Annotated in this window: 19 protein-coding genes; 7 read left to right on the top strand and 12 right to left on the bottom strand. The window is 60.5% G+C overall.

The window, feature by feature from the left end:
- On the top strand, positions 1-279 hold a 279-nt coding region (locus PXJ20_RS30360), incomplete at its 5' end, for a DUF302 domain-containing protein (protein ID WP_421057467.1).
- A 27-nt stretch (positions 280-306) separates the two neighbouring features.
- The gene (locus PXJ20_RS30355) at positions 307-888 is read left to right on the top strand and encodes a TetR/AcrR family transcriptional regulator (protein ID WP_413212402.1); all 582 of its coding nucleotides are present in this window, start codon (positions 307-309) and stop codon (positions 886-888) included.
- A 432-nt stretch (positions 889-1,320) separates the two neighbouring features.
- Here PXJ20_RS30355 and PXJ20_RS30350 read toward each other — a convergent pair whose 3' ends face one another.
- A complete protein-coding gene (locus PXJ20_RS30350; protein WP_421031562.1) occupies positions 1,321-1,683 on the bottom strand; it encodes a hypothetical protein in 363 nt (120 codons plus the stop codon).
- A gap of 98 nt (positions 1,684-1,781) precedes the next feature.
- Here PXJ20_RS30350 and tnpA point away from each other — a divergent pair, with 98 nt between their 5' ends.
- The 3 genes from tnpA (at position 1,782) to tnpC (ending at position 4,138) form a co-directional block, all read left to right on the top strand.
- Positions 1,782-2,165 (top strand): IS66-like element accessory protein TnpA, encoded by a 384-nt coding sequence (gene tnpA / locus PXJ20_RS30345; RefSeq protein WP_152778060.1) that lies wholly within the window; start codon positions 1,782-1,784, stop codon positions 2,163-2,165.
- Positions 2,153-2,407: an IS66 family insertion sequence element accessory protein TnpB gene (gene tnpB / locus PXJ20_RS30340; protein WP_421031561.1), complete on the top strand. Its 255-nt coding sequence runs from the start codon at positions 2,153-2,155 to the stop codon at positions 2,405-2,407. The genes tnpA and tnpB overlap by 13 nt, the downstream gene beginning before the upstream one ends.
- Positions 2,408-2,563: 156 nt before the next feature.
- Positions 2,564-4,138: an IS66 family transposase gene (gene tnpC / locus PXJ20_RS30335; protein ID WP_421031560.1), complete on the top strand. Its 1,575-nt coding sequence runs from the start codon at positions 2,564-2,566 to the stop codon at positions 4,136-4,138.
- A gap of 529 nt (positions 4,139-4,667) precedes the next feature.
- Here the strand turns inward: tnpC and PXJ20_RS30330 are convergent.
- The 4 genes from PXJ20_RS30330 to PXJ20_RS30315 all read right to left on the bottom strand — a co-directional run bounded on the left by PXJ20_RS30330 (position 4,668) and on the right by PXJ20_RS30315 (position 7,037).
- The gene (locus PXJ20_RS30330; RefSeq protein WP_042271375.1) at positions 4,668-5,018 is read right to left on the bottom strand and encodes a VOC family protein; all 351 of its coding nucleotides are present in this window, start codon (positions 5,016-5,018) and stop codon (positions 4,668-4,670) included.
- A gap of 246 nt (positions 5,019-5,264) precedes the next feature.
- Positions 5,265-5,654, bottom strand: a complete 390-nt coding sequence (locus tag PXJ20_RS30325) for a VOC family protein (RefSeq protein WP_421031559.1) — start codon at positions 5,652-5,654, stop codon at positions 5,265-5,267.
- 176 nt (positions 5,655-5,830) lie between these two features.
- Positions 5,831-6,352, bottom strand: coding sequence for a GNAT family N-acetyltransferase (locus tag PXJ20_RS30320; protein WP_421031558.1), 522 nt, complete (start codon positions 6,350-6,352; stop codon positions 5,831-5,833).
- Positions 6,353-6,554: 202 nt separating this feature from the next.
- Positions 6,555-7,037 (bottom strand): GNAT family N-acetyltransferase, encoded by a 483-nt coding sequence (locus PXJ20_RS30315; RefSeq protein ID WP_421031557.1) that lies wholly within the window; start codon positions 7,035-7,037, stop codon positions 6,555-6,557.
- A 355-nt stretch (positions 7,038-7,392) separates the two neighbouring features.
- On the opposite strand from PXJ20_RS30315, the gene PXJ20_RS30310 reads away from it, so the two are divergent.
- Positions 7,393-7,767, top strand: coding sequence for a BlaI/MecI/CopY family transcriptional regulator (locus PXJ20_RS30310; protein WP_421031556.1), 375 nt, complete (start codon positions 7,393-7,395; stop codon positions 7,765-7,767).
- Between the two features lie 23 nt (positions 7,768-7,790).
- Positions 7,791-9,335 (top strand): M56 family metallopeptidase, encoded by a 1,545-nt coding sequence (locus tag PXJ20_RS30305; RefSeq protein ID WP_421031555.1) that lies wholly within the window; start codon positions 7,791-7,793, stop codon positions 9,333-9,335.
- A 217-nt stretch (positions 9,336-9,552) separates the two neighbouring features.
- Here the strand turns inward: PXJ20_RS30305 and PXJ20_RS30300 are convergent, their stop codons facing one another.
- The 7 genes from PXJ20_RS30300 to PXJ20_RS30270 form a co-directional block, all read right to left on the bottom strand.
- Positions 9,553-10,104, bottom strand: a complete 552-nt coding sequence (locus tag PXJ20_RS30300; RefSeq protein ID WP_421031554.1) for a GNAT family N-acetyltransferase — start codon at positions 10,102-10,104, stop codon at positions 9,553-9,555.
- A gap of 361 nt (positions 10,105-10,465) precedes the next feature.
- Complete coding sequence (locus PXJ20_RS30295) at positions 10,466-11,680, bottom strand: MFS transporter (protein ID WP_421031553.1); 1,215 nt, start codon at positions 11,678-11,680, stop codon at positions 10,466-10,468.
- A gap of 65 nt (positions 11,681-11,745) precedes the next feature.
- Positions 11,746-12,525, bottom strand: a complete 780-nt coding sequence (locus tag PXJ20_RS30290; RefSeq protein WP_421031552.1) for a thioesterase II family protein — start codon at positions 12,523-12,525, stop codon at positions 11,746-11,748.
- Positions 12,526-12,601: 76 nt separating this feature from the next.
- Positions 12,602-13,561, bottom strand: a complete 960-nt coding sequence (locus tag PXJ20_RS30285; protein WP_421031551.1) for a TauD/TfdA family dioxygenase — start codon at positions 13,559-13,561, stop codon at positions 12,602-12,604.
- Positions 13,562-13,585: 24 nt separating this feature from the next.
- Positions 13,586-17,119, bottom strand: coding sequence for a thioester reductase domain-containing protein (locus PXJ20_RS30280; protein ID WP_421031550.1), 3,534 nt, complete (start codon positions 17,117-17,119; stop codon positions 13,586-13,588).
- 27 nt (positions 17,120-17,146) lie between these two features.
- Positions 17,147-18,394 carry an ACP S-malonyltransferase gene (locus tag PXJ20_RS30275; RefSeq protein ID WP_421031549.1) on the bottom strand — a complete coding sequence of 416 codons (1,248 nt, stop codon included), beginning with the start codon at positions 18,392-18,394 and terminating at the stop codon, positions 17,147-17,149.
- Positions 18,395-18,437: 43 nt separating this feature from the next.
- The gene (locus PXJ20_RS30270; protein ID WP_421031548.1) at positions 18,438-24,392 is read right to left on the bottom strand and encodes an amino acid adenylation domain-containing protein; all 5,955 of its coding nucleotides are present in this window, start codon (positions 24,390-24,392) and stop codon (positions 18,438-18,440) included.
- Between the last annotated feature and the right edge of the window lie 27 nt (positions 24,393-24,419).

Raw genomic sequence — 24,419 nt, 5'->3', positions numbered from 1 at the left:
CACGGGGCGCTGCTGGCTATTGCTGGGCTGACGCGCCGATCCATCCAGTACGATATCGGCAATCCGCTCACCGCATCGAAGATGACCCGCCATCAACTGTCGGCGGGACTCTATGCACCCATCCGTGTGCTGCTGCGCGAGGATGGCGATGGTGGTGTCGGGTTCGAATATGATCGACCAGCCTCCGTTTTCGGCCAGTTCGGCAGCGACGAGGTCAATCCCGTGGCTCAGCAGCTTGATCGCGACCTCCAAACCTTGTTGGAGGCGGCTGCAAACTGACAGCTGCGGGACACTAGTGGAGAGAAAATGCGTTTCGAAAAAGGTCACAAAGCTGTGACTCGGCAGCATATCCTTGAGGTCGCCTCGAAATGCTTCCGTCGGGAAGGGGTCTCGGCAGCGGGCATCAGTGGGATCATGGGAGAGGCCGGCCTAACCAACGGCGCGTTTTATCTCCACTTTGAGTCCAAGGAGGCGCTTGTCCGAGAGGCGGTTGGGAGCGCGCTAGCGGAGCGGCAACAGAACCTCGAAGAGAAAGTTCAGGCAGGTGTTGACCTCGAGGGAGTAATTCGAAGCTATCTCAATCAGGCGCATCGCGAAGACCCAGCATGCGGATGTCCATCAGCGGCCTTGCTTCCGGAAATCGCTCGGCAATCTGTGCCAACACGGCAAACCTATGAGGATGGGCTGCAAAGCTTCGTTTCGACGTTAGCCGCATTGCTCCCAGATGCCGATTCCGCTGCAGCCGGTCGTCGGGCGACAGCCATCTTCGCTCTCATGGTGGGAACTCTTCAATTCGCGCGCGCCGTGCCAGACGTTGCACGCGCGGAGCAAATTCTGGAAGGCGGCGTCGAGGCGGCGCTCCTCCTTACCCGAGCGTCGCCCGTCTGAAGATTCCGTGGCGCGCACCCCAGCCTCCTCAGGCTGAGCCAGCTCAGTGCCGAGATCCAAGGTGACTGCGGATGGACCGCCGACTGCCACCGGCGTGAAGCAGCCGTTCGAGCATCCGCCCTGTGACTCCATTGATCGGCAGAAACTGGCCGATAGTGTTGAAAAACTCGTGGAGCGCCGTTTTCGGACCGCTCGCAAGAATTTCGGCCTCTCAGATCGGTCTACAAACCGCTTGCGTGCATCGGCTAAGGGTAAGACGACCCCTCAAAACATCGCGAGATCGCCCATCACCGAGTTTTTCGACACTATCGGCCGACCAGAGTCCGACGACCAAGCGCGACGATCGTCTCTGCCATGCACTCGATGCAAAAGGCATCAAGCGACCCGAAGCGGTCAGCTGATGCGTCCGATAACGGACATTCGGGATGTTGACTACTTCAACGCCCAATGCCAATTGCCCGCGTAGTCTCGCTCCACCGTCTCCTGTGACTGGAACGTGAATGTGAGACCCTGAACGATTTCATCAGTGCACTCACGCGCCCGAAACACAGCCTTGAATTCCTTCAGGAGCGCCTCGTTTCCTGCAAGCAGATCGCGCTCCGCATCTGTTTTTGTTTTGACCAAGAACCAAGACTGGGTTGGTTCAAGGGCGAGCGCCGTTACGGCGCAATCTGCTACGTAACGCCGGGTAAGCGATCGCATTTCGGCTTCGGCGTGTATCGCTATGAGATGAAAACTGGCTGTCATTGATATTTGGCTTTGTCGGTAGGCGGAGCCTGCTCTGGAGTATTCCATGCCGATGCGCCGAAGTTGTGTACGCGGCCGGGCAACCCGTCTTGAGTTGGGGTAAAGCTCTTGGGAGTATCGTGTCCACCTAACGAATAAGCGGACACGTGAACACTATCGAATCGGAAGCACTCCCCGAGCGTCGTCGCCGGCAACGGTACAGCGAGGAGTTCAAGGCGCAGGTGGTAGCTGCGTGCCAGGGAATCGGCGTATCGGTTGCTGCGGTCGCGCTGGAACACCGGCTCAACGCGAATCTGCTGCGGCGCTGGATCGATCAGGCGGAGGGGCGACTTCCCAAGAGACCGCTGGGTCGTCCACCGGCCACGCCACCGTCGCTGCCAGCCTTTGTGTCGGTGCCATTGGGAGCGCCGAGTCCGCACTCGGCAGAGATCCGCATCGAGGTGCGCCGGGGCGATCAGTCGATCACGGTCAGTTGGCCGGTGTCCGAAGCCGCCCAGTGTGCCGCCTGGCTGCGCGAGTGGATGCGGTGATCCGCGTCGACGAGATCTGGCTGGCGACCGATCCGCTGGACATGCGTGCCGGTTTCGACACGGCCTTGGCGCGCGTGGTCAAGGTATTCGGTGCCGCGCACCCGCACCATGCTTATCTGTTCGCCAATCGCCGCGCCAACCGCATGAAGGTCCTGATCCACGACGGGATCGGCATTTGGTTGGCAGCACGACGTCTGAATCAGGGGCAATTTGCCTGGCCGCACGCCGGCAGCGAACCGTAGCAGCATGGACTGACGCACGAACAACTGGCCGGCCTGGTGCTGGGCCTGCCGTGGCAACGCATTGGCGAGAGTGGCGTGATCCGTGTCGTCTGAGTCCGACGGAGGCGTAAACAGTTTAGCTTCCACCGCCTACAGCGTTCTGGCAGACTGGCCTGCATGAATCCCGCTGACCTCGACGCACTCACCCCGGAACAGTTGCGCGCCCTGACTGCGCAACTGATTGCAGAGGTCCAGTCGAAGGACCAGGCGATCCACGAGAAGGAGCGGGAAGCCAGTGAACGAGATCGGGAACTCCGCTACAAGCAGACCCGCATCGACCAGCTTACCCATGAGATCTCGATCCTCAAGCGCCAGCAGTTCGGCCGGCGTAGCGAACAGCTCAACAGCGAGCAGATGAACCTGCTCGACGAGGCGATCGATGGCGACTTGGTTGCCATCGAGATGGAGCTTGAGCAACTCGAGCCTACGCGAGCTGAACGGCAACGCGAGCAGCCGAAACGGGCACCACTGCCGCCGCAACTGCCACGCACCGACGTCCATCACGAACCGGACAGCACAACATGCCAGTGCGGTTGCGAACGCATACGGATCGGCGAGGACGTGAGCGAGAAGCTGGACTACACGCCGGGCGTGTTTACGGTGGAACGGCACATCCGCGGCAAGTGGGTGTGCAAAGCGTGCGAGACGCTGATCCAAGCGCCGGTTCCACCGCATGTGATCGACAAGGGCATGCCCACCGCCGGGTTGCTCGCGCAGGTGCTGGTCGCCAAGTACGGCGACCACCTGCCCCTGTATCGCCAGGAACAGATCTTTGGTCGTGCGGGACTGGCCATCCCGAGATCCACGCTGGGTGCCTGGGTGGGCCGGTGTGGCGTGCAGTTGCAGCCGTTGGTCGACACGCTCGGCCAGGCCATCCGGCAACAGGCGGTGTTGCACGCCGACGAGACGCCGGTGCAAATGCTCAGTCCCGGCAAGGGCAAAACGCACCGGGCATACCTGTGGGCGTATACGTCGACTCAGTTCAGCGAACTGCGCGCGGTGGTCTACGACTTCGCCGAGAGCCGCGCCGGTGCGCACGCTCGCACGTTCCTGACGGGCTGGCACGGCAAACTGGTATGCGACGACTACAGCGGGTACAAGGCCTCGTTCCAGCACGGCATCACCGAGATCGGATGCGCGGCCCATGCTCGACGCAAGTTCTTTGAATTGCATGCCAACCACAGCAGCCATGTTGCGGGGCAGGCCCTGCCGTTCTTTACCGCGCTCTACGACATCGAACGCGAGGCCGCAGCACTGGATGTCGACGAACGGCAGCGGCTTCGACAGCGTCGGGCCAAGCCGGTGTGCGACGCCCTCTATGAATGGTTGATGGCGCAGCGCAAACTCGTTGCGGACGGCTCGGCGATTGCGAAGGCGCTGGACTACAGCCTGAAACGATGGGAAGCACTCACGCGCTATCTCGATGACGGCAATGTGCCGATCGACAACAACTGGGTCGAAAACCAGATCCGACCGTGGGCAGTCGGCCGGTCCAATTGGTTGTTCGCCGGATCACTGCGTGCGGGTCAGCGCGCGGCCGCCATCATGAGCTTGATTCGATCGGCGCAACTGAACGGGCTCGATCCGCTCGCCTATCTGAAGGACGTCCTCACACGCTTGCCGACCCACAAGGCCAACGACATCGACGCGCTACTGCCGCATCGTTGGCAACCTCTCTCGACTGCCGCCTAGACTCGCTCGTCAAGACGGGTTGGCTGGTCGCTTACGGTTGAATCCGCAGCCGAGCAGCGCCTTTCAACATTGCACGCGCGCGTAGCCAACCATTTCTGCCACGATCCTCATCAGATCGCTGAGAAGCAGACTCGCAAGAGGGGCGCCGATCGAGCTTACGCGAGCCTTGATTTGCCGGATCACCGTCTTCCCCTGTTGAGTTCGATGATGCTACCTCACCATTTTTCTCGCCGTGCAGTTGCTCGTCTCCAGCGGCCAACGTTTTACCGGCGGACGCCACACGCGGCCGGTTTACGGCTGGTGACGCTTCGGGCAGCGACTTTCGGCAATTCACGGGGGTAAGTCGACTGGCCCTTCATGGCAGACCAGCGCACCACGATCGAGCGTAGCGATCTTCCTTGGGCATGCATCCAAGGCAAAAGGCATAGACCGAACCGGAAGTGCCATTCCACGTGACTCGTGAAACGACCTGTCGCCGACGCGAGGCAGTCGTTCGTAAGGAAATGCGAGAAGCAGCAGGGCCGCGAGTTTAGTTACGGCACGTGCAAAGCTCGAATTCGTGTCCGTCGGGGCTGCTCAGTACGATGCTTTTCATCGACTCGATTTTTAATCCGTCCATCACGACCGAAGCTCCGTTTTCTATTGCTCGCTTCAAAAATTCGTGAAGCGCATTTTCTTCGAACTCAAAGACAGGGACTGAACCGCTACCCTTTATCTCGTCTCCGAAGTCGTTTAGCAACAGGCCCAGCCGGTTAGTGCCGATCATGAACTCAGTCCACTTCCCGGACCGCTTAAGCGGTTCATATCCGAGGAGTCTCGCCCAAAACGAAGTGGATGTCTCCATCTCATTCACCTTCAAATACACGGTCCGAAGCTTCATGACGAGTCCCCCAATGGATACGAACCGAATGTATCAGACGCCAATATAGTCCGCTCACGACAGCGTCCGGCCAGGCGCCATCGAGCGATTGGAGCTTGAGACCCATGCAATGGGCATAAACGTTCCCCTCAGTGGACGTACGATTGATACGCCGGAACCTCTCTTCGTGGCCAGGGTTGCCTTTCGCGCGACCATACGAGTTGCTGCAAAGCGATCAGGCTTACGCCTAATGACATTACGTACGCGTCATGAGGGCCACGCCGAGTTTTGCAAAACGATGCGGTAGCCGTCGTGATCCTCAAATGTTCTGCCTGACACGTCCCAATAAGGATTAAGCGACGTCACGCGAACAAATCCGCTTTCGGCGACGCGCTCGCAAGTGGACTTCCACTCAACGTGATCCGGGACGTAAAACACCAGCAGATCCTCACGCGTTGGTGTTGGCATTACCGGATGTTCGCAGCACTGTGTGAACTCGAAGTGATAATCCATGCCGGGACGTCCCAGCATCACTCCGTCGAACCCCTGGTGGTCTTGGAAATTTGCCAGGACAACGAGGCCGAGTGCTGCGCAATACATGCTTTCTGCCCGCGAAAGGTCGCTGACAGGTCTGGCGATTCTAAGATGTGCTTGCATCGGATTTTGCTATCGGAATCGTGGCCAAGGGTGTCGGAAATCGATCGCTAAGGATACGCCGAACTAAATTGTCTCCAATTCTCGTTGTCTTGCCGAGTGACCGGTTGAATTCGCCGCAGAGTGATGTTGACGACAAACAGAGGCGACGTATGCAACCTGTTGGGGCAAGATCTGCCTTAGGCAGGTATTGCGGCCGCTAGAGCGCGCTCCATTACGATTGCCTGCCCGTCGAAATCCATCGCAGGCTTGCGAAGCAACTCAATGAAGCCTTCGCGTTTCCAGAATTCTAACGCTCTCGAATTTGTGTCGATGACGGCAATGCGTAATGCGCGACATTGCCACCCCATCCCGATCGCTTCGGCGAGGCGTAGAACCTGCGGACCCAAGCCCCGTCCCTGCGAGCTTTCCCGGAACAACAACAAGCCGATGAAAGCGATATCGACCTCAGGATAGCCCCGCACCATCTCGATACACCCAACCGCCTCGACATCGTGGGAGATTTCAAAGACGAACTTGTCCGAGTGGCTTTTGCCGGGCGGCAGCGCATCAAGTAACTCGATCGCGGCGTTCGGCGCGGGCAGCTTGCCTTCCACTGCAAGGCTATAACCCGGCGCGCCTTCGAGCACAGCTTGCAGACGTTCTATGTCATCCGATGATCGACGGTCGATTCGACGTAGCGTGGGTGTGTACAGGGTCATAGCGATTCAGGCGGCAATGTGCGATGCCGATTGTGAACGATCTGGCCGTCGAAGTCGGAGGACCGCTTTTGGCCGACCGCTGCCCAATGCCAGCGGGGTAAGCCGACCCTGAACGCTCAATCAACCGTCCCGAAAGCGGCCGCTCGGGCGCGCGAGTGCGCCCCTTCTTGCGACCATCAAGCGTACGACTAGTAACTGCGAACTACTCGGGCCGGGATGCGGTGGCAGCAGCGCGTCGAGCAGCTGGCTTCGCGATTAATTCATCCACTGTAATGAAGAACTCGAAGCCCTTGTCGTTCTCACGCGTCACCTGGAATCCAAGCTTGCGGTGGAAAGCGACAGACAATCGGTTGGTCCTGTAGACATGGCTTCGGAACTCACCAATCCCTCGTTCGTTCGCAAGAGCAGCTATCTTTGCGAGCAGCTCGCTTATAACGCCGTACGTTCGGTACGAAGGATGCGTACCAAATGCGCCAACGAACCAGCACGCTTCTACGTCAGGTCGAAGCATCGCATAGGCTACGAGTCTGCCTTCCCGCCGCACCGAGCACACTTCATTGACTCTCAAGGCTTTTTGCAAATTCACCCGGTGTTCGTCTATGTCGAAGGCGTCGCCAGCCTCTTCTGTGTGGGCTCGTAACGTGAGCGAGTCAAGCGCGAGGAGTTCGTCAACAGACGGCAGCATATCAGGGGGCTGAGACGATAAAGAGTCATTCCGCAAGCGTACTTCGAATCAAATTTGTCGCGAAAGTATTTCTGCTCGTTGGCTGTCCTCTCATGGCCGGTCGGATTCGTATGCAATTGGCATGCACCGCTTGCGTTTCGCAGTGTCACAACCGGCAGCACGCGGACCCGATGCGTTCTCTCGTCTTCTTCGATAACGGACGATCGGTGCAACCAATTTCCGTGTTCGGACAGAATGGGTGGGCATTTGGCCTGATCCATAACATAACAACCCGACCTAATTACTATAATTATAGTTGACATTGCGGATACGTCTGCTAGAGTTATCTACTAGATAACTAGTAGATGGGGGGCTCGTGCAAATCACGTTAACGGACCGAGAGGCGGACGTCATGCAGATCCTATGGGCACGGGGTCCCTCTATTGTGTCTGAGGTTCGCGCTGGCCTCAGCGATGACCTTGCTTATACGACTGTACTGACGATCCTGAGAACGCTCGAGACGAAAGGCTACGTCTCACACGTTGAAGAGGGTCGTGTGCACCGATATGTAGCCAAAGTCCAGCAACAGGCCGCGCGTAAGAGCGCGTTGCGTCATTTGACTAGCAAGCTATTTCAGGGATCGGCCGAATTACTGTTTGCGCAACTTGTGTCCGACCGCAACCTCACACCTGAGCAGATTCGCCGTATGCGCGAATTGTTGGAGCATACGTCCGGCGGGGGAAAGTCCTGATGGTCACATGGATAATCTATGCGATGTCAGTTTCCTTGGCCTTGGGCGTCGCAGCGCTACTCGCAGAGCGCGCCGCGCGGCAGCGACGTGTGGCAACTCGATGGTTTTGGATTTCCGCAATCGTCGCCTCTCTGGTCATCCCGATCGCGATGGCATCGGTATCTATCCAGATACCTGAGTTCGTCAGTCCATCAGTCACGCAAAAGGTGGTCGCATTGCGCGAGGTGACGGCATCACAGCTTTCCCCGGCGAACTGGATTCCAGGTCAGGAAATACCTTCCTCGGAGCTTGTCAACGTAGATTCGCTGATTAAACGCGGGTGGCAGGCCATGTCGTTCGTAATGGCGATTCTGATATTCGCGAGTGGCGTGCACCTGCATTTGCGCAAGCGTCAATGGGGCCGCGGCTCGCTCGCTGGCGAGTCCGTTTATATCTCAGAGAACATCGGCCCTGCAGTAGTTGGATTAATCCGCCCTAGCATTGTCGTGCCGATATGGTTGACACGCGCACCAGTCGGACATCAGGAAGCCGCAATCTCTCATGAGAAATCACACATTGACGCGCGCGATCCTCAATTGTTAACGATCGCGCTTTGCTTGCTAATTTTCATGCCGTGGAATGCCCCGCTTTGGTGGCACCTGCGCCGCCTCAGATATGCGATCGAAGTTGATTGCGATGCGCGCGTCCTCGATGCCGGGCAGGACGTTGTCCTATACGGCGAAACACTAATTACTGTTGGAGAGAGGCAATCGAGATACATCGGGTCGGTCGCTGGGATGTCGGAATCGAGATCATTTCTCGAAAAAAGACTGCGCATTATGCTAGCGAGGCCGGCTAAACGGAGACTTCTCAACGTTGCACTTCTTGGATGCATGTCAACCGCGCTCATTGCTTTTGCGGCGCAACTGAGGCCACCTACCATGAACGAACCTTCAAAAGAACACCAGCAAGTGCATGTCGAATCCAGCGTAATGGATAAGTACGTTGGCGCGTACCGCACAAATGAATACGTCATTATGACGGTGAAACGCGATGGCGATCATCTTGTCATGCAAATGACCGGACAGGGGCCGGTGCCGCATTTTCCGCAAAGCGATACGGAGTACTTTGCAAAAATCATCGATGCGACGATCTCTTTCGTATTGAACGCCCAAGGCCATACAACTGCGCTTGTCTTGCACCAAGGTGGGCGAGATCGGACAATGCCGCGAATCGACGCGTCCACGGCAGAAAAAATAGAAGCGATGACAGAAGCGAAGGTGCGCAACCAGACGCCGACCCCAGGTAGCGATGCAGCGCTCAAGCGCCTGATTGCTGGCCTAGAATCCGGTAATCCGAACTACTCAGAAATGAGCCCTGAATTGGCCGAGGCCACACGGGACCAACTTCCGCGATTGCATGCAGGATTGACACGTATGGGTGGCGTGCAGTCGTTGCAGTTCCTTGGGGTCGGAAATCAGGGTTGGGATACATATAGTGTGCGGTACGAGCGCGGATCGTCAATCTGGAGAATTTCATTGACCAGCGACGGTCAGATCTACGGTGCCCTCGTTACCTCTGGGCCATAAGTAATTTCGCTTCAAACGGCGTACCCCCGCATATTGTCAACGATCCAAGAGCTGGTGGCGAATGACCGAAACTGGCCGGCCACCGCCCCATGCCCGAGTGCGGCGATCCGCACGGGCGCCGCCCCTCATGCAAAAGGCATAATTCGACCCGTTACGGTCATCCGATTTGCTCCAAAGCGGCCGCTCACTGTCGGACTTGCGGCCAGTGAGCGGTTCGCTAGATGCCACGCCGGAATTCTTCACGTAACAATGAGAACTGTAGGAGATCGTGATACGAGCCACGCCAGTACCCGGCCTGACGCTGGTATCCTTCACGGAGGAAGCCCAGCGTCTCCAGCGTGTGTATCGAGGATGCGTTTTGAGCGTGAACCTGGGCTTCGACGCGGTTTATCTGCATAGTTTCAAAACCGTAATCGATCGCAGCAGAAAGCGCTTCCTTCATATATCCGTTGCCACGCGCAAACGGGGCCAGTTCATAGCCGACGACGCAGCTTCGCCAACTTCGATTCCATCGGAAGAGACCGCACGTCCCGAGGAAAAGACCATCTGTAAGCCTCTCGATGGCCCAGCGGACGCCGGAGTTACTGTGCCGCCAGTCTGCGAATACCTGAATCAGTTTTTCGGCCTCCCCGATATCGGTCATTGGATCGGTACCGAACCAGCGCATGCCTTCGGCATCGCCATGGACAGCAAACACCGATGGCGCGTCGCTGGGCAAAAGCTCCCGCAATGACAGCCGCGAAGTTGACAGGGTTGGAAACGTGGTCATGGGACTTGGATTAGGGGTGGGGAGCTAATGATCGCATGCCATAAATCAGCAACTGTGCCGATGGGCACCGCAGCGGAACGGGCTCGCCTTGTTTCATGGCCTGCGGCCGATTACGGACGTTGTCCCCGGCTTGAGCGATCTGCAAGCCACTTTCGCGATTGACCAGAACGGGCCGCGCCCGATGCGGCCGCCCGAAGCCCGACATTGTAATGCTCGCATCAGGGTGTCCACGCCGCATTTTGCAAAACAACTCGGTAGCCGTCAGCTGGGACTGGCAGACATGGTTTTTACGGCGCGCTTTGCGCGGCTAGCCGACGTTGTGTCGAAGCATCGCCACGATGCACGCGCCGTATATGCTGTTTCATTCGGCGGCAGGATGGTTGTCCTCGGCTAACGCATGCCTTGTACCCTGCGCGGCACGCCGGCTCCAAATGTGCAAGGCGATGGCAAAAGCACCCGATGCTATCGTCGCACTCCACAGGACCCCGTTCCCGCCGATTCGCGGCGCGCCTACAGAGACTAATAGTCCGGACAGTGGCAGCGGGAGCGACAGGAGAGCAATCATTACCCCCAAGACTTTGCCGAAATCAGTGGCGTTGATAATCCTCGCTCGTTCGGTTCGCATATGAATGACAAATACGGACCGCAGTACGATGAAGGTCAGGTAGAGCGCGCAGTAAGCGAGGAAAGCGCCGGCCACAGGCAATACCAGTGCAATTGCGGCCATTCCAGAGAGCAGCATAACGCCGATCCAGTGCGACAAATGCACCTGCTTACGGCTGGACAACAACAAAAGTACACCGATCGATACGGCGGCTGTCACGCTGAAGAAGGCGCCTATCGCGCCTTCGCCGCGATGATACTGTGTGAGGAAGATCATGGGCGCAAGCGCAAGAATGATGCCTTCGACAAGATTGCTTGCCATCGATACCCCGATCAGCCATGCTAATTGAGGGCGCCCTACGATAATCTTTACAGCTTGAAGCACATCGCGATGCGGCCGCTGATGGCCCTTTTCGCTTGGACGGTCTTCGGGACGAAAGCACAGGGTGACGAGCGTGCAACTGATTGCGAACGCGACCATCGACGCCGCCGCAATGCCGCGCAGCCCGCTCCATTGCAGCACCACGCCGGCGCATGCTGGGCCCAGCACACGAGCAAGCTGCTCCAACATTTGCAGACGCGCTTGCAGCCTGCCGCGGTCGGCATCGGTTGAGATCGCGGCTACCGTCTTTTCGAGAACGACGAAAGCGTGACCGTTCAGTAGCGTAAGCATACCCGCGAGCGCTATCACGATGCCGGGCGTGCGGGGGAGCAGAAAGATCAACGCAGCGACGAAGATGCGGCTCAGGTCGACGCTCATGTACTGAGGGCGCAGCCTAAATCGATCCGCCAGCGAAGCAACGAGCGGCATGAACACGATCCGCGTGAGCGTCAGACCGACCAGCGATAGACCCGACCAGCGGATTTCGCCCGTGGCGGCGTACAGTGCGACGGGTAGCGCGAAAATGAACATTTCATCCGCAACGAGCCCTAGTGCGCGCCCCGCCAGGAATGACTTGAAGCCACGATGCATGGCTGTCCTCGATAGATGTATTGAAGGTGTCAGAAGTGAAGTGGCTGCGGACGGGACTGATCGGGTCAATAGGCCTGAACGATCAGGTAGCGCATCGCCACTTGCGTCAGACATGCGGCGATGGCCTGCGCGTGCGAATCGAAGTAGTAGTGGCTGCCTGGCAAAATCCTATGTGAGATCTCGCCGGTGACATAGCTTGACCAACCGCTCATTGTGTCCGCGGGAACGACGTCGTCATCCTCTCCGCACAGCGTCGTCAGTGGCAGCGGAAGTGGGGGGGCCGCAACTGGCACGTAGTCACGAAGTATCGCGAACTCGGCTCGCATGGAAGGCATCAGCGGCAGAAAGGCATCCCGATGGGCGATCAGATCGGCGGGTACCCCGCCGCGCTCCGCCATGTAGTCAAATAACTCGCCGTCGCTGCTCGATGCCTGTTGAATCCACTGTTCACGACGCGCCGAGACCGCTTCGGGCGGGAAACTGCCGGATATCGTGAGATGACACGGCAGCGGTAGCCCTCGCTGGTGGAGCCGGCGTGCGGCTTCGAACGCCAACATGCCGCCGAAACTGTGCCCCAGAAAAATGCAAGGGGCGGCAGTTGCCGACACTAGCGGCGCCTCGAGTTCGTCAAGCATCGCTGTGAGCGATGCCGCCGGCGGCTCTCCGAACCGGCAACCGCGCGCGGGTGCTTGGTATGCCACGACGTGCACATCCGAGGGCAGATGCTTCGCCAACGCGTGGTAGGTTGCCGGGTTGCCGCCTGCGTGCGGGAAGCAAACCAACGTAAGCGCCGTCGTTTTGCTAGGGTTGCCCGCACTGGGGGCCGCCGGAAGGATTCTGGACATTGCGAGTACCGAGTGAGTAAACAGGGCAAGGGATTCAGACTATCGTGCGATCAGGGGCGGTTGGTATATCGCGCATTCACACCATCGAGACCAAGACACGCCGGGGGCCAACGAAGGGTTGTCGGCCATGCATGACGAGCATGTTGTCGATCATCAAGAGGTCGTTACGATGCCAGTCGAACAATAAGTGCAGATCTGTCTGTATGTGTCGAATCAGACGGAGATCCTCCTCGTCGATCGGAGCGCCGTCCTCAAAGCGGCAATCGTGAGGGAACGCGTCATCGCCGAGCGCTGCCGCGAGTAGCTCGCGAAGGCTCGGCGCGAGTGACGACGGGTGCCACTGCTCGGCTTGGTTGAACCAGACGCGCTCGCCGGTGCGGGGATGAACCTTGACGGCGTCGCAAGTGGTGCTGACCTGCAGGCACCCATCTGCGCGCCAGGTGAATTGCGAACCGGCGGCTCGAATTCGCGTCTCGACTTCAATACGGTCGTGTGTGCCGTACGTGTCTTGCCACGAGCGGCCCAGTGCGCCAGTTGCGTGGAAGGCGCGCAAGTAACGCAAACGTCGGGCCGCGAACCGATCGACTAGCTCCGGCGGTAAACTGGATAGCAGATCACGCCCATCGACGAGCGTTGTTTGACCGCCGTGCGCCGCGGGTTGCTCACAGTAAAAAAATAGAAGGCGGGGCCAGTCATTCGCGTAGGACATCTCGTTGTGAATGCTGATTTCGGCTTCGGCGGCGTATTCGGTCGACGTATAAATGCCCTCGCCAAGCGCAGTGCGAGGCGAGTTGCCGCCGGTATAGTCGCCGGCCGTGCTGCTGCCGAATTCGCCAACGCAGGCGCGAAACGTCTCGAGGCTGTCGATCGCAAAACCTCGGCATAGCAGCGCACCGTGTCGAAGCAGCAATGCTTCGACACTATCGCGTTCATCGTGCAGCCAGGAGCGCAATGCGGCCGCGCTCGATTCGGAGGAATTGGACGGTCGCACCACTGCAGCGTGATGCTCCGCGCTAAATAACGGATCTATTTGCATGATGGGGATCGGGGCGATGCTTGCTCAGGCCGGCACGACCGGGCGCGTTAGAGAGGTCGGTTCGGGCAGAAAGCCGCTAGTGAGTGCTGCATCGACCATGGTGCCCAGTTCGATAGGACCAAGACCGCGCCAGCGAAAGCCGGCAGCCGCGAGGCGGTCGTTCGTTAGTCCATTCTCGTGGCGCCAGAGAGTCGTGCGCGGTTGCGAGGGATCGAATTGAAGATAGCCCAGATGAAAGAGCAGACGGGAAACGGGAGCCGTATGCTGTCCCGCGGCACGCAACCGTTCGAGCTGCAGTAAAAATTCGATCATCGGAACGCGGCGCATCGTGTAGCCCGCACTGGCCAGTGCACCGCCGAGCGTGTCGATGCTCACGCGCTCGTTGTTATACAGATGAAATGTGCCGTTCTCGAGCCCTGGCATCGCAACTAATGCTAGAAACGCCGAGGTCATATCATCGACGCAACCGAAGTCGATCTCCGGGCGAGGTGATGCGGGCCACATGCCAAGCGTGGCGAACGCATGCAGCATGGCGTAGATGCTATTGTCTTCGGCGTTGCGCTGAAAACGGCCGTCTGATGCGCGGAACATCACGTTGCCGAGCCGGTAGATCGCCGTGGCGACGCCCTCGGCCCGCGCGGTGCGTAATAAACGTTCAGCCGCAATTTTACTGCGGCTATAGGGGTTCCCGACGAGACCTCCTGTTTCATCGTCGAACTCCGTGAATAGCCGGACCTGCGTTGCGTCGTCGATATGACCATGGCCAACCGCCATCGAAGACGCGAAATGCAATCGCTTGGCTCGGCCTTGACGGCACAATGCAATCACGTGCTCGACGGCCTCGACATTGTCGCTGTGAAACTGTGCCTCGTGGCCCGCGTGGCGGACCCGCGCGGCTAGGTGGATAACGTGGTCGACCCGTCTAGCCAGGTCAAGCCAATCGCTGTCGGACAGGCCGAGACGCGGCTGCGTGGCGTCGCCACAGCGCAGCTCGACTCGATCGGCCAACTGCGCCTCGGTAAGCTCGGTGCCGTGGTAAAAGCGTTGCACTTCCTGCAGGCGAGCGATGCCGTCAGCCCGCGATGCCGCGCGCACGAGGACGATAAGACGCGCGGTGCTGGTCTCTAGTAGGCGCTGGAGCAGATGATTGCCGAGGAACCCAGTCGCGCCAGTCAACAGTAACGTGCCTTGGAGGGGCCCCGGGGCGGAGCTGGCGGGAAACGCAGCCAGTGATTCACCCCGGCGTTGTACGTAACGTGCGTGGGCGGCGGCAATCTGGGTCTCGTCCGTCAGTAATGCGTCGATCCGCGCAACGTGACGCGTAAACTGCACTGCTTTGGCATTAGGCTCAGTTGCGCCGCGTCGACGCAGCATTTCCTCCGCGAGCGCGCGTGGGGTAGGGTAGCGGTACACATCGGTCACTGCGAGGTTCGCGTATCTGGATAGCGAAGACGCGACTTGGATGGCCGCCATCGAGTTGACGCCGAGGTCCGCCAACGTGCAGTCAGGGTCGATGCGATCGACACCAAGCCTACGGGCTAACGTCGTGGCGACGATCGAGAGCATGTGGGCCGCATCGGATACCTCGCTGCCAGCTTCGGGAGCAAGCGCTTCACCGGCAGCTAGCAATGCCCTCAATTCGGCGAGGCGGTGGCCAGCTTCGGGGCTGTTCGCCTGTGCGAGCCAGTGCTCCATGTCGCGCGCCCACTGGACGAGGTTTTGCCCCGATGACACTCTTTGAGCGTACCGCTCGAAGAGTGTCGGGCTCGAGCCGTCGATCCAATGGCGCGTGAGCGCTAGCGGCGGCGAGGGCAAATGGACGCGTGCAAACCGAGGCGCTCCCGCTAGTCTAGGCGGCAGGTCGGTTCCGCACACATAAGCGTAAGCGTCATCGTGCAGCTTCGATAGCTTGTCGCCGGGTGCGGTGCGGTGCACGAGATCCGGTGTCGCGATGCCGGCCAGATAGCAATCAAGCGCGGCACTTGCATGTTGAGCGTCGGCTGCGACCAAGGCGATCCGATGCGCATGGCGCTCGCGACCGTGCGCGAGCGTGCCCGCGACATCGGCGAGTACCACTTCGGGGTGAGCCGCGAGCCAATCGCGCAGGGCGCGCGCGTGCCGTTGCAGCAGTTCAGGCGTGCGGCCTGACAACGCGAGCATGGTTTGCCCGGCTGACGCAGCGCCCCGGGTGCTTGCCGCGCCCGCTGCGGGTGACGCAGCTTCCACCACGAGATGACAGTTCGTGCCGCTCATACCGAAGGAGCTCACGCTAGCCAACCGGCGCGTGTTCGCGGGCCAGTCGCGCAGGCGATCGTTCAGATGAAACGGGGAGTCCGTAAAATCGATTGCTGGGTTCGGTGCCGTGAAATGCAGGCTCGGGAACAGGCGGCCATGCTTTACGCTCATGACGGCGCGAAGGAGGCCGGCTAGGCCCGCGCAATTCATCAGATGACCAATATAGCTTTTGAAGCTGCCAGCCGCGATTCTCTGATTCCCGGCGCTGTGGCGCCGAAACGCGAGGCTCAGGCCCTGCCACTCGATAGGATCACCAATGGCGGTGGCGGTGCCGTGAGCCTCCACGTAGCCCAATTGCTCGGGACGGATGCCGGCTTGGCGCCACGCCGCCTCGATCACTTCGGCTTGAGCCGCTGGAGTCGGTGCGGTCAGGCCAATCGCGTGGCCGCCGTGATTGACGGCACTGCCCCGGATGACGGCGTGGATAGCATCGCCGTCATGTAGTGCGTCGCGATGGCGCTTGAGCACTAGGGCAATCGCGCCTTCCCCAAAGCCAGTGCCCGAGGCGGAAGCGGAAAAGCTCCGGTTGAACCCGTCTCTCGACTCGATGCCGACACGCAGCCCGGTGTCGAGCGGCAGGAAATTGAGTTCGCTACTGCCGACCACCGCATAGTCGTACTCACCTCGTGCCAGGCCTTGGCATGCGGCGTGGACGCCCACCAACGATGAGCAACAGCCCGTGTCGATGACCGAGGCCGGCCCGTGCAGGTCCATCAGATAAGACAGTCGGCCCGGCGTAAACGAAGCGATATTGCCTGTTAGCGAGAGCGGCAGTACGTCGAAGGCCTGCTCGGTGACGAGCTGAAGATAGCTAATGCCCTTCTTGCTGTCGCCGCAAGCGACAACTGCCGTACGGCTGCCTTTGAGTGCGTCGCCGCCATAGCCGGCGTTGTTGATCGCTTGCCAACTGGCTTGGAGGAAGAGGCGCTGGTGCGGGTCGCATAGATTCGCCTCCGCTTCGGTCATGCGGAACTGTTCGCGATCAAACAGATCGACCCGATCGAGCCAGGCACCGCGGAAGAAGCGCGCGCCATCGCGCTTTCCTGCGTAGTAATCGACGAAGCGCCCCACATCGTCGGCACGCCGGCGCGGGAAGTCGCGCATACGGTCACGACCTTCGCTGAGCATGGCGACGAGAGAGGCTTCGTCTTCTGCACCGGGCAGCATGACTGCGAGCCCGATGATTGCGATATTGTGGTCCTCGGTCGCAGTGAGAGGGGCAGCCGCGGACGATGCCGCACCGAACAACATTTTCTTGGACATGAGATTTTCCTGTAACACTGGCGCCAATCAGGCACAGGCAGCAGCAACGAGGCCTTGGCGATCTAACCAAGCAAGCTCGTGCCAGCGTTCGGCGCGCTCGGCGGCGTTGACCCGCTTGTGTTCCATTACGCCGCGCAACATTTCGATCGCGAGTTTCATGTCGTCCGGCGAGATGACGCGGGGGTCTTCGCTGCCTGCTTGATAGCGTCGCATCACGGCTTGATAAGGCTGGCGGCATTCGCGTTCGAAGGTTGTGGGCGCCGCGTCGCCTGCTTCGTTCCGGGTGGCTGCCGCATGCGCCAAAGCACGGCCGATAAATGCCAAGCGCAGTCGCTCGCCGGGCACTTCCGCGAGGAATGCGCCGAGCCCGTCGACATCGGTGGCCTTGCAAACAGCAGTGCTCCGGAGCGCGGGAAGGATCGAGCTGGCAAGCCGGCTAAGCACTGGCGCGGGTCCGACTTCGAGAATATGGGTAACCCCTTGCATACAGAGGAAGCGAACGGTTTGCAGCCAGCGCACGGGCGAACAAAGTTGGCGCTCGAGTAGCGGGGGGCAAGTGGACATATCGCGCGGGTAGGGCTTTGCAGTCGCATTCGCGACGACGGGGTAACTCAGCGATTGCCAACTTACCGTGTTGAGCGCTTCTGAAAAGGGGCCCACGCAGGGAGCCATCCAGCGGGAGTGGAATGCGCCCTCCACGCTCAGTTGGACTATCCGCGCGCCGTGCGCCTCCAGCACCGGTCCCACCGCGGTGAATGCCGCGACATCACCTGCTAGCACGGCTTGCTCGGGGCCATTGAAGCAGGCGACGTCCAAAATCGCACCGTGCGCACGCTGCTCGTCGACGCAGGCCTCGATCTCGTCAACGGAGAGTTCGGTCACCGCAAGCAGCCCGTGCCCTTGCTGGCTGGCCTCGGACATGAGGGTCGCGCGGCGCTCGACTAGCCGCAGTGCAGCCTCGAACGAAAGCGCTCCAGCGGAAACGAGGGCGCTGAATTCGCCTAGGCTATGGCCGGCTGCAAATGCCACGGGGAGCGCAAATTCTGATTTCAATCCCTCTAGCATCGCGATTTCAGTCACAAACAGGGCGGCCTGAGTGTGACGCGTCCGCGCCAGCGTGTCCGGCGGTCCGTCAAAACACAGCGAACTCACATGCCAGTCGAGCGTGGCGTCTGCCCGATCAAAAATTTCGCGAGCGGCCGGATAACGATCGTAGAAGTCACGCCCCATACCGACGCGCTGCGCGCCTTGTCCTGGAAACACCAATGCCAACATACTTATTGTCCTTTCTAGCCGTCATTTACGGCTTAACGTTTGGTTACTGGAAGTCGTTAAGGAGCCGATGAACGCGTTCGGCGAGCGCTGCCATTTGAGAGGCGATAGCGGGCTGCGCGGCGTACGCCCGGCAGTGCAAGCCGTTCTGCGTGATCTGTACCGCAAGTGAGCTGTCGACACCGGCGATCGGCGCCTCGTCGTCGATTGCGACGACCCAGCGCAGGTCCGCCGTCGAGTCGGGGGCGCGCGTGGACGTCCACTGCGCTTCAATGTCATTGAATAGCGCTCGAGAATCATCATAGCGGCAAAAGTCGAGGGCGATTGTTCGATCGCTGCCCTGGTGGCGTACGCGCAGCGTGACAGCATCGCCGTCGTGATCCTCATAAACCGCTTGTGCAATCAGGGCCGTCAGCACGCACGGCAAGCCAACTCGTTGTGTATTTGCGAAACGCGTAACCGGCCGAGCGTTCACTAGAAATTCAGCGCACACCGGCATCGCCGACGCTGACCGCGCGTCGAGCCGCACAGCGAGCGAGCGCAGCGTCGACGCGAACACCTCCGGCAGCGTCGCAAAGTCGCCGTGTGTGCGACGCAGTTCGCCGAAGAAACGCAGAATTTGCAGCGAACTTCCTCCAACGGAGATCAGTGGTGCATCTGCCGACACCGCTTCGAGCCCGGTTTGGCGCTCCCATAGCTCGCGCAGTAGCCGTACCGATGCCGGCTCGTCAAAGGGTTCGGTGGAAGGCGTGTGGGGCGTTGCGCCGCGTTCTGCGTGTAAGCGCGCCAGTACCTGAACGTCGACCTTGCCGTTGGAATTCAACGGTATTTCGTCTACGCAGTACACGTATGTCGGTTGCAAGAAAGCTGGAACGGCCGCGGTCAGACCCGCCTGCACATCGTCGAGGCTGGCGTCGGTCGCAACGAATAACGCGAGTTCGAGATCCTCGACGGGGTTGCGAACGGCGAGCGCCGCCGCACGACGGACACCAGGAAGCGCCTCCGCGCTGCACTCGAGTTCGGCAAGTTCGATTCGATAGCCGCGAATTTTGACCTGGCGGTCGGCGCGCCCTGCTAGCACGATGCGATCTTCGTCGTCCCAGTACGCTAGGTCGCCAGTGCGATACATCGGTGCGTTGATCGTCGCTGGCGCGGGACGGAATCGGGAACGCTGAGCGGGATCGGCATGTAAATAGCCGGGGCTGACGCCAGCTCCAGCGACGCATAGCTCGCCGACAAGGCCAGGCGGCAACGGGCGCCCCTGCGCATCCAACACGAGCGCACGCATGCCGTCGATTGGCCGCCCGATCGGCAGGACTGCCCGTTCCAGCATCGCTTGGTCGACAACAGTGGCAATGCAACCGACAGTCGCCTCAGTGGGACCGTAGTGGTTCACCATTCGGAGATTCGGCAGCGCTTCAGCTATGCGGCGGAGGTCGTGCACGCGCGGGAACTCGCCGCCGGTGACCAAGATCCGCATGGACGTCGGGGGGCGGTCGATCCATGGCTCGACGAGTAGGTTGAGCAGAGAGGGCGTCACCTTGACGAGCGTGACCCGATGTTCGGCAATGAAATCCGCTATCGCCTGCGGTCCCGTTTGCGAGATCGGCGGGGCGATATGCACTGAGCCGCCAGCAAGAAGCACGGGCCAGACCGATGTATAGGCAAGATCGAACGACAGTGAACTCAGCACTGCGCCACGCACTTCAGCGCCAAGCGCGCAAAACGCACGCAAGCCGTGCGCGTAGTGCGCGAGATTGCCATGCGTGATCGGCACGCCTTTGGGCAGGCCAGTCGAACCGGACGTAAAGATGACGTAGGCAATGTCGTCCGCCGCAGGTGGCAGGAAGGCGGGGAGGGTAGTCTCGCTGCCGGTGTCCAACTCGGCCATCGCGATGAGTTCCGCATCTGTCGGTGGTCTCGGATTTTCCGCGTTATCGACGACGATGGCCTTGATTGAAGCCAGCCCCGCTTGGCGGGCGATGCGGGATGTATCCCAATCGATATCGAGCGAAAGGTAGGCCGCACCGATTCGCCAACAGCCGAGCATTGCAACAACAGTATCGACCGTTCTACGCATGTAGAGGCCGACCACGTCGCCGCGGTGAACACCAGCGGCGACAAGCCTCGCAGCAAGCGCTTCACTGCGGCGCGCTAGCTCTGCCCAGTTCAAGCGAGAGGAGCTGTCCGCCAGCACCTCGCGCTCAGGGTGCTCGCGCATGTGGCGGGCAAGGATCGAAGGCAAATCCTCGCGGACAGGCATGGACTGCGGCGCGAGGAGTTTGGCTAGACACTGTTGCTCGCGCTGCGTGAGACCTTCGAGTTGGCATAAAGCCGCATCTGGCGACTCTGTCATTCGGGCGAGCAACTCGACATAGCGTTCCAGGAACCGGCTGGCTTCCGCCGCGTTCATTAGCGAGCAGCGGTACTCAAGGCCTAGAGCGAGGGCGGGCCCCGTTTCTTGCACGCGCAGGGCTAGGTCGTATTTGGCTGCTGGAACGTCCACTGGCATGTAGCTGGCCGTCACGCCGCTTCCGAAGTCGGGCGACATTTCGCCGAGCGTCTGCATGCTGAAGAGCACATTGAACAACCGTTCGCTCGCGCGGCCCATCGCGTGCGCGACTGCCTCATAGTCGGCACACTCGTGGGCTAAAGCGTCGCGTAGCGTCGCATCCACTGCATGCAGAAACGCGCTCAAGGGCGTATCAGGCTCGAATCGCTGACGCAGGACGATGGTCCCCGCGAACATGCCGATCGTACGCGAGTGCGCGTGCCGCCCGCGACCCGACACCGGGGAGCCGAGGCAAAGGTCAGGTTCGCCGCCGTACTGCCAGAGCAGCAGATACAGCGCCCCCATCATCATGACCGTGGGCGTGAAGCCGCGTGCGCGACAGGTCGCCGACACGCTCTGTTGCAAGGCGGGATCGATCGCGCGTCGCGCCATCGCGGCGCGATTCGAATCCCCGCGTACAGCCGGCGCAAGCGAGAGGCGCACCGCTCCGACGCTGCCTTCGAGCGAGGCGGCAAGGCGTGCGACGTCCTCGGCACTACCTCGTGCTTGCTCGTACGACCACTGCAGCGCTTGGACGTAATCGAGTGCGTCGGATGGCGGCGATTCGGCACGGTAACGACTCGCGACTTCGCTGACGAGGCACTGGAGGGAGACACCATCCACGGCGACATGGTGGCAGACAAGCAGCAAATGCTGTGATGCGTGCTCGCTGCGAAAGAGCACGAGGCGCACCGGCGTGGGACGTGTAAGGTCGAACGGCCGCGCGACTTCCTCGGCAATCGCTCCGTCAAGCGTATCCGATGCGATGTATCGAACGCTTAGCGGGGCCTCCGAACGATCATGTCGCCGCTGAACGACCTCATCGCCCTCCGAATGGAAACTCATCTGCAAGGCAGCGTGTGCGTCGAGCGTGGCGGACCACGCGTCGGCCAGTCGCTCGACATCGAGATTACCGTCCAGCCGCATCAGCAGCGGGATGTGGAACGCTGCGGATGCGGGCGATCGTTGCTGATAGAGGAAGATCTGTCGCTGTGTTGGCAGGACCGGGAGCCTTTCGCCGGCAGCAGATCCAGATTGCGTCGGTGTCGGTGTCGGCGCGCCGCTGCCGGCACGATGCGCGAGCACCGCGTCGGACAGCGCTGCGACCGTGGTGAGTGAAACGAGTTCGCGTAATAGAAACTCAACGCCGAGAACCTGGTGCAAGCGTTTGGCCAACTCGAGGAGAAGCATCGAGTGTCCGCCGAGTGCGGCCCACTGGTCGTGAATGCCGATTTCGTCCACATGCAGCAATTCGCGCCAGCACCCGATGATGCTGCGATCGACCTCATGACGGGGGCCGGCCTTGTCCCCGCCGTGATAGCTGTGCTCGGCCGCCGAGCGTACTAACGATGCTCGGTCGATCTTGCCGTTTGGCGTGATCGGAAACTGTAGGAGAGGGACTATGCGTGCCGGCACCATGTACGGCGGGAGATGGGCCGTTAAGTGCTCACGTACTTGAGTAAGATCGAGGGGCCCCTCGCAACACAAGTATGCTTCGAGCGACTGATAGCCGCCCTCGACGGGCTCAGTCGGCAAGACCTCGGCTTGGCCAACGCCCGGAATGCTAAGCAGGGCCGCCCGGACCTCGTCGAGTTCGACACGATAGCCCCGTACTTTGACCTGATAGTCGCGCCGCCCCAGGAAGTCGATCGTCCCGTTGGGCAGCCAGCGAGCAAGATCCCCTGTGAGATACGCTGTGCAGCAGGCGTCATCGCCCAGGGCGTCCTCGACAGTCACAAAGCGAGCCGCCGTGAGTTCTGGCCGGTTCAAATAGCCGCTTGCGATGCCTGCGCCCCCCACAAGCAACTCGCCTCGTGCGCCGATCGGCAATGGGCGCAGATTGGCGTCAACGACCCACGCCGTTGAGTTGGAGATCGGCCGGCCGATAGGCAAACGCTCGCCAAGGGGGAGCGCGAGGGGATGCCAGGTCGAGAAAGTTGTGTTTTCAGTCGGGCCGTATACGTGATGCACGTGCAGCGCTGGGTTGGCTTCCATGACTCGGCACAGCAGCGCAGGTGCGCAGGTATCCCCACCGGTCAGTAGCACGCGCAGCGGGGAAAATGTGTTGGGATCGCGACTCGCGTGGTAATTGAACAGTGCCGTTGAGACGAAGGCGAGTGTGACCCGAGTGGCGGCTAGCCGGTTACGCAATCGAAGCGGATCAAGGAAGACTTCCTGGGGCACCACGACGAGGCTGAGGCCCTGAGCCAACGCACCCCAGATTTCGAAGGTGGCAGCGTCGAACGCGGGGGCGGCTGCGAATGCGATCCGATCGCTCGCTTGCCAGTCGACATACGAGGTCGTGTCAACGAGGCGAAGCACATTGCGATCGCGCACGCAGACGCCCTTCGGCTGACCTGTCGAACCCGATGTGTAGATGATGTACAGCAGGTCGTCCGGATCGCGCTTGAGCGCGGGCGGGCGTGGCTGCGAAGGCAGTCGCAGGGACTCGACATCGACACACGCGGCGCGCAAACCGTCCGGTACCTGGCCAATGGATAGCGTAAGCACCGCGCGCGCATCGTCGAGAATAAAGCTGAGCCGCTCGACCGGATATTCCGGTGACAGCGGCAGGTAGGTCGCGCCGGCCATCGCGATGGCGAGGAAAGTCGGCACGCACAGTTCATGACGGTCGGCGATGACCGCGACGACTCGGCCACGAACTTGGTATTCGTCCTCCAGCCACATAGCCAGCCGCGCGGCATAGTCACGCAATTCCGCCCAACTAAAATCGCGCGCAACGCCGCAGATAGCAAGATCGCCCGGTCTACCTTGTGCGTGCGCGAGAAATCGCTCGACTAAGCCATCCGTCGGGCGGTAGTCGTGCCCTGTGCGGTTCATTGCTTCGAAGAGCGCCCGCTGGTCCTGCGGCAGTAGGTCGAGTGCGCGTAGGGGGCGCGTTGGCTCGGCGGCGGTTGCCGAGGCGAGGTGCACGAGACCGGCCCAATACCATGCCGTCCAGCCGTGTAACGCTTCGGCACGCGTTCCGCCCAGCGACACAAAAAGCCGATCGTCGCCTCCCTTCGGTCCAATGCACAGTACGAGAGGCAGCGTGCTCATTGCATCCGGCGGTTCGGAACAACCAACACATAATCCGACTTGGACGTTCTCTGCAGGCATCGCTCTGCCGCGCAACGCCGCATTGATCGTTGTGCCGACAGCGACGGCCCTTGCCTGGAAACCCTGTGCTTCATCGTGCTCGTAGGCGAGCAGCCCCATCGCCTCGCCTTCGGCTACGAAAACGTGGAATGCGCGCAAAGAAGAAAAGTTTGCAAAGTTCACGCAGACGAGCGTTGCCCATAACGCGAGTTCGGCCCGACGCTCGCCGCGCGAGACCCGGGCAATCCAGGCGGCGAGTTCAGCCGGGACGGCGAAGGGCGCATCGGGTATATCGCTCGCGAAGGACGGCGGCGGCAGAATGGAGGATTGCGCTGAGTCGTTATGATTCATGGTCGTATATCAAGCAGCGCCGCGGAG

Source organism: Paraburkholderia sp. A1RI_3L, assembly GCF_048957895.1.
GTDB lineage: Bacteria > Pseudomonadota > Gammaproteobacteria > Burkholderiales > Burkholderiaceae > Paraburkholderia > Paraburkholderia kururiensis.
The sequence above is the reverse complement of the archived record's forward strand: the minus strand, read 5'-3'. Positions and strand labels throughout refer to the sequence as shown.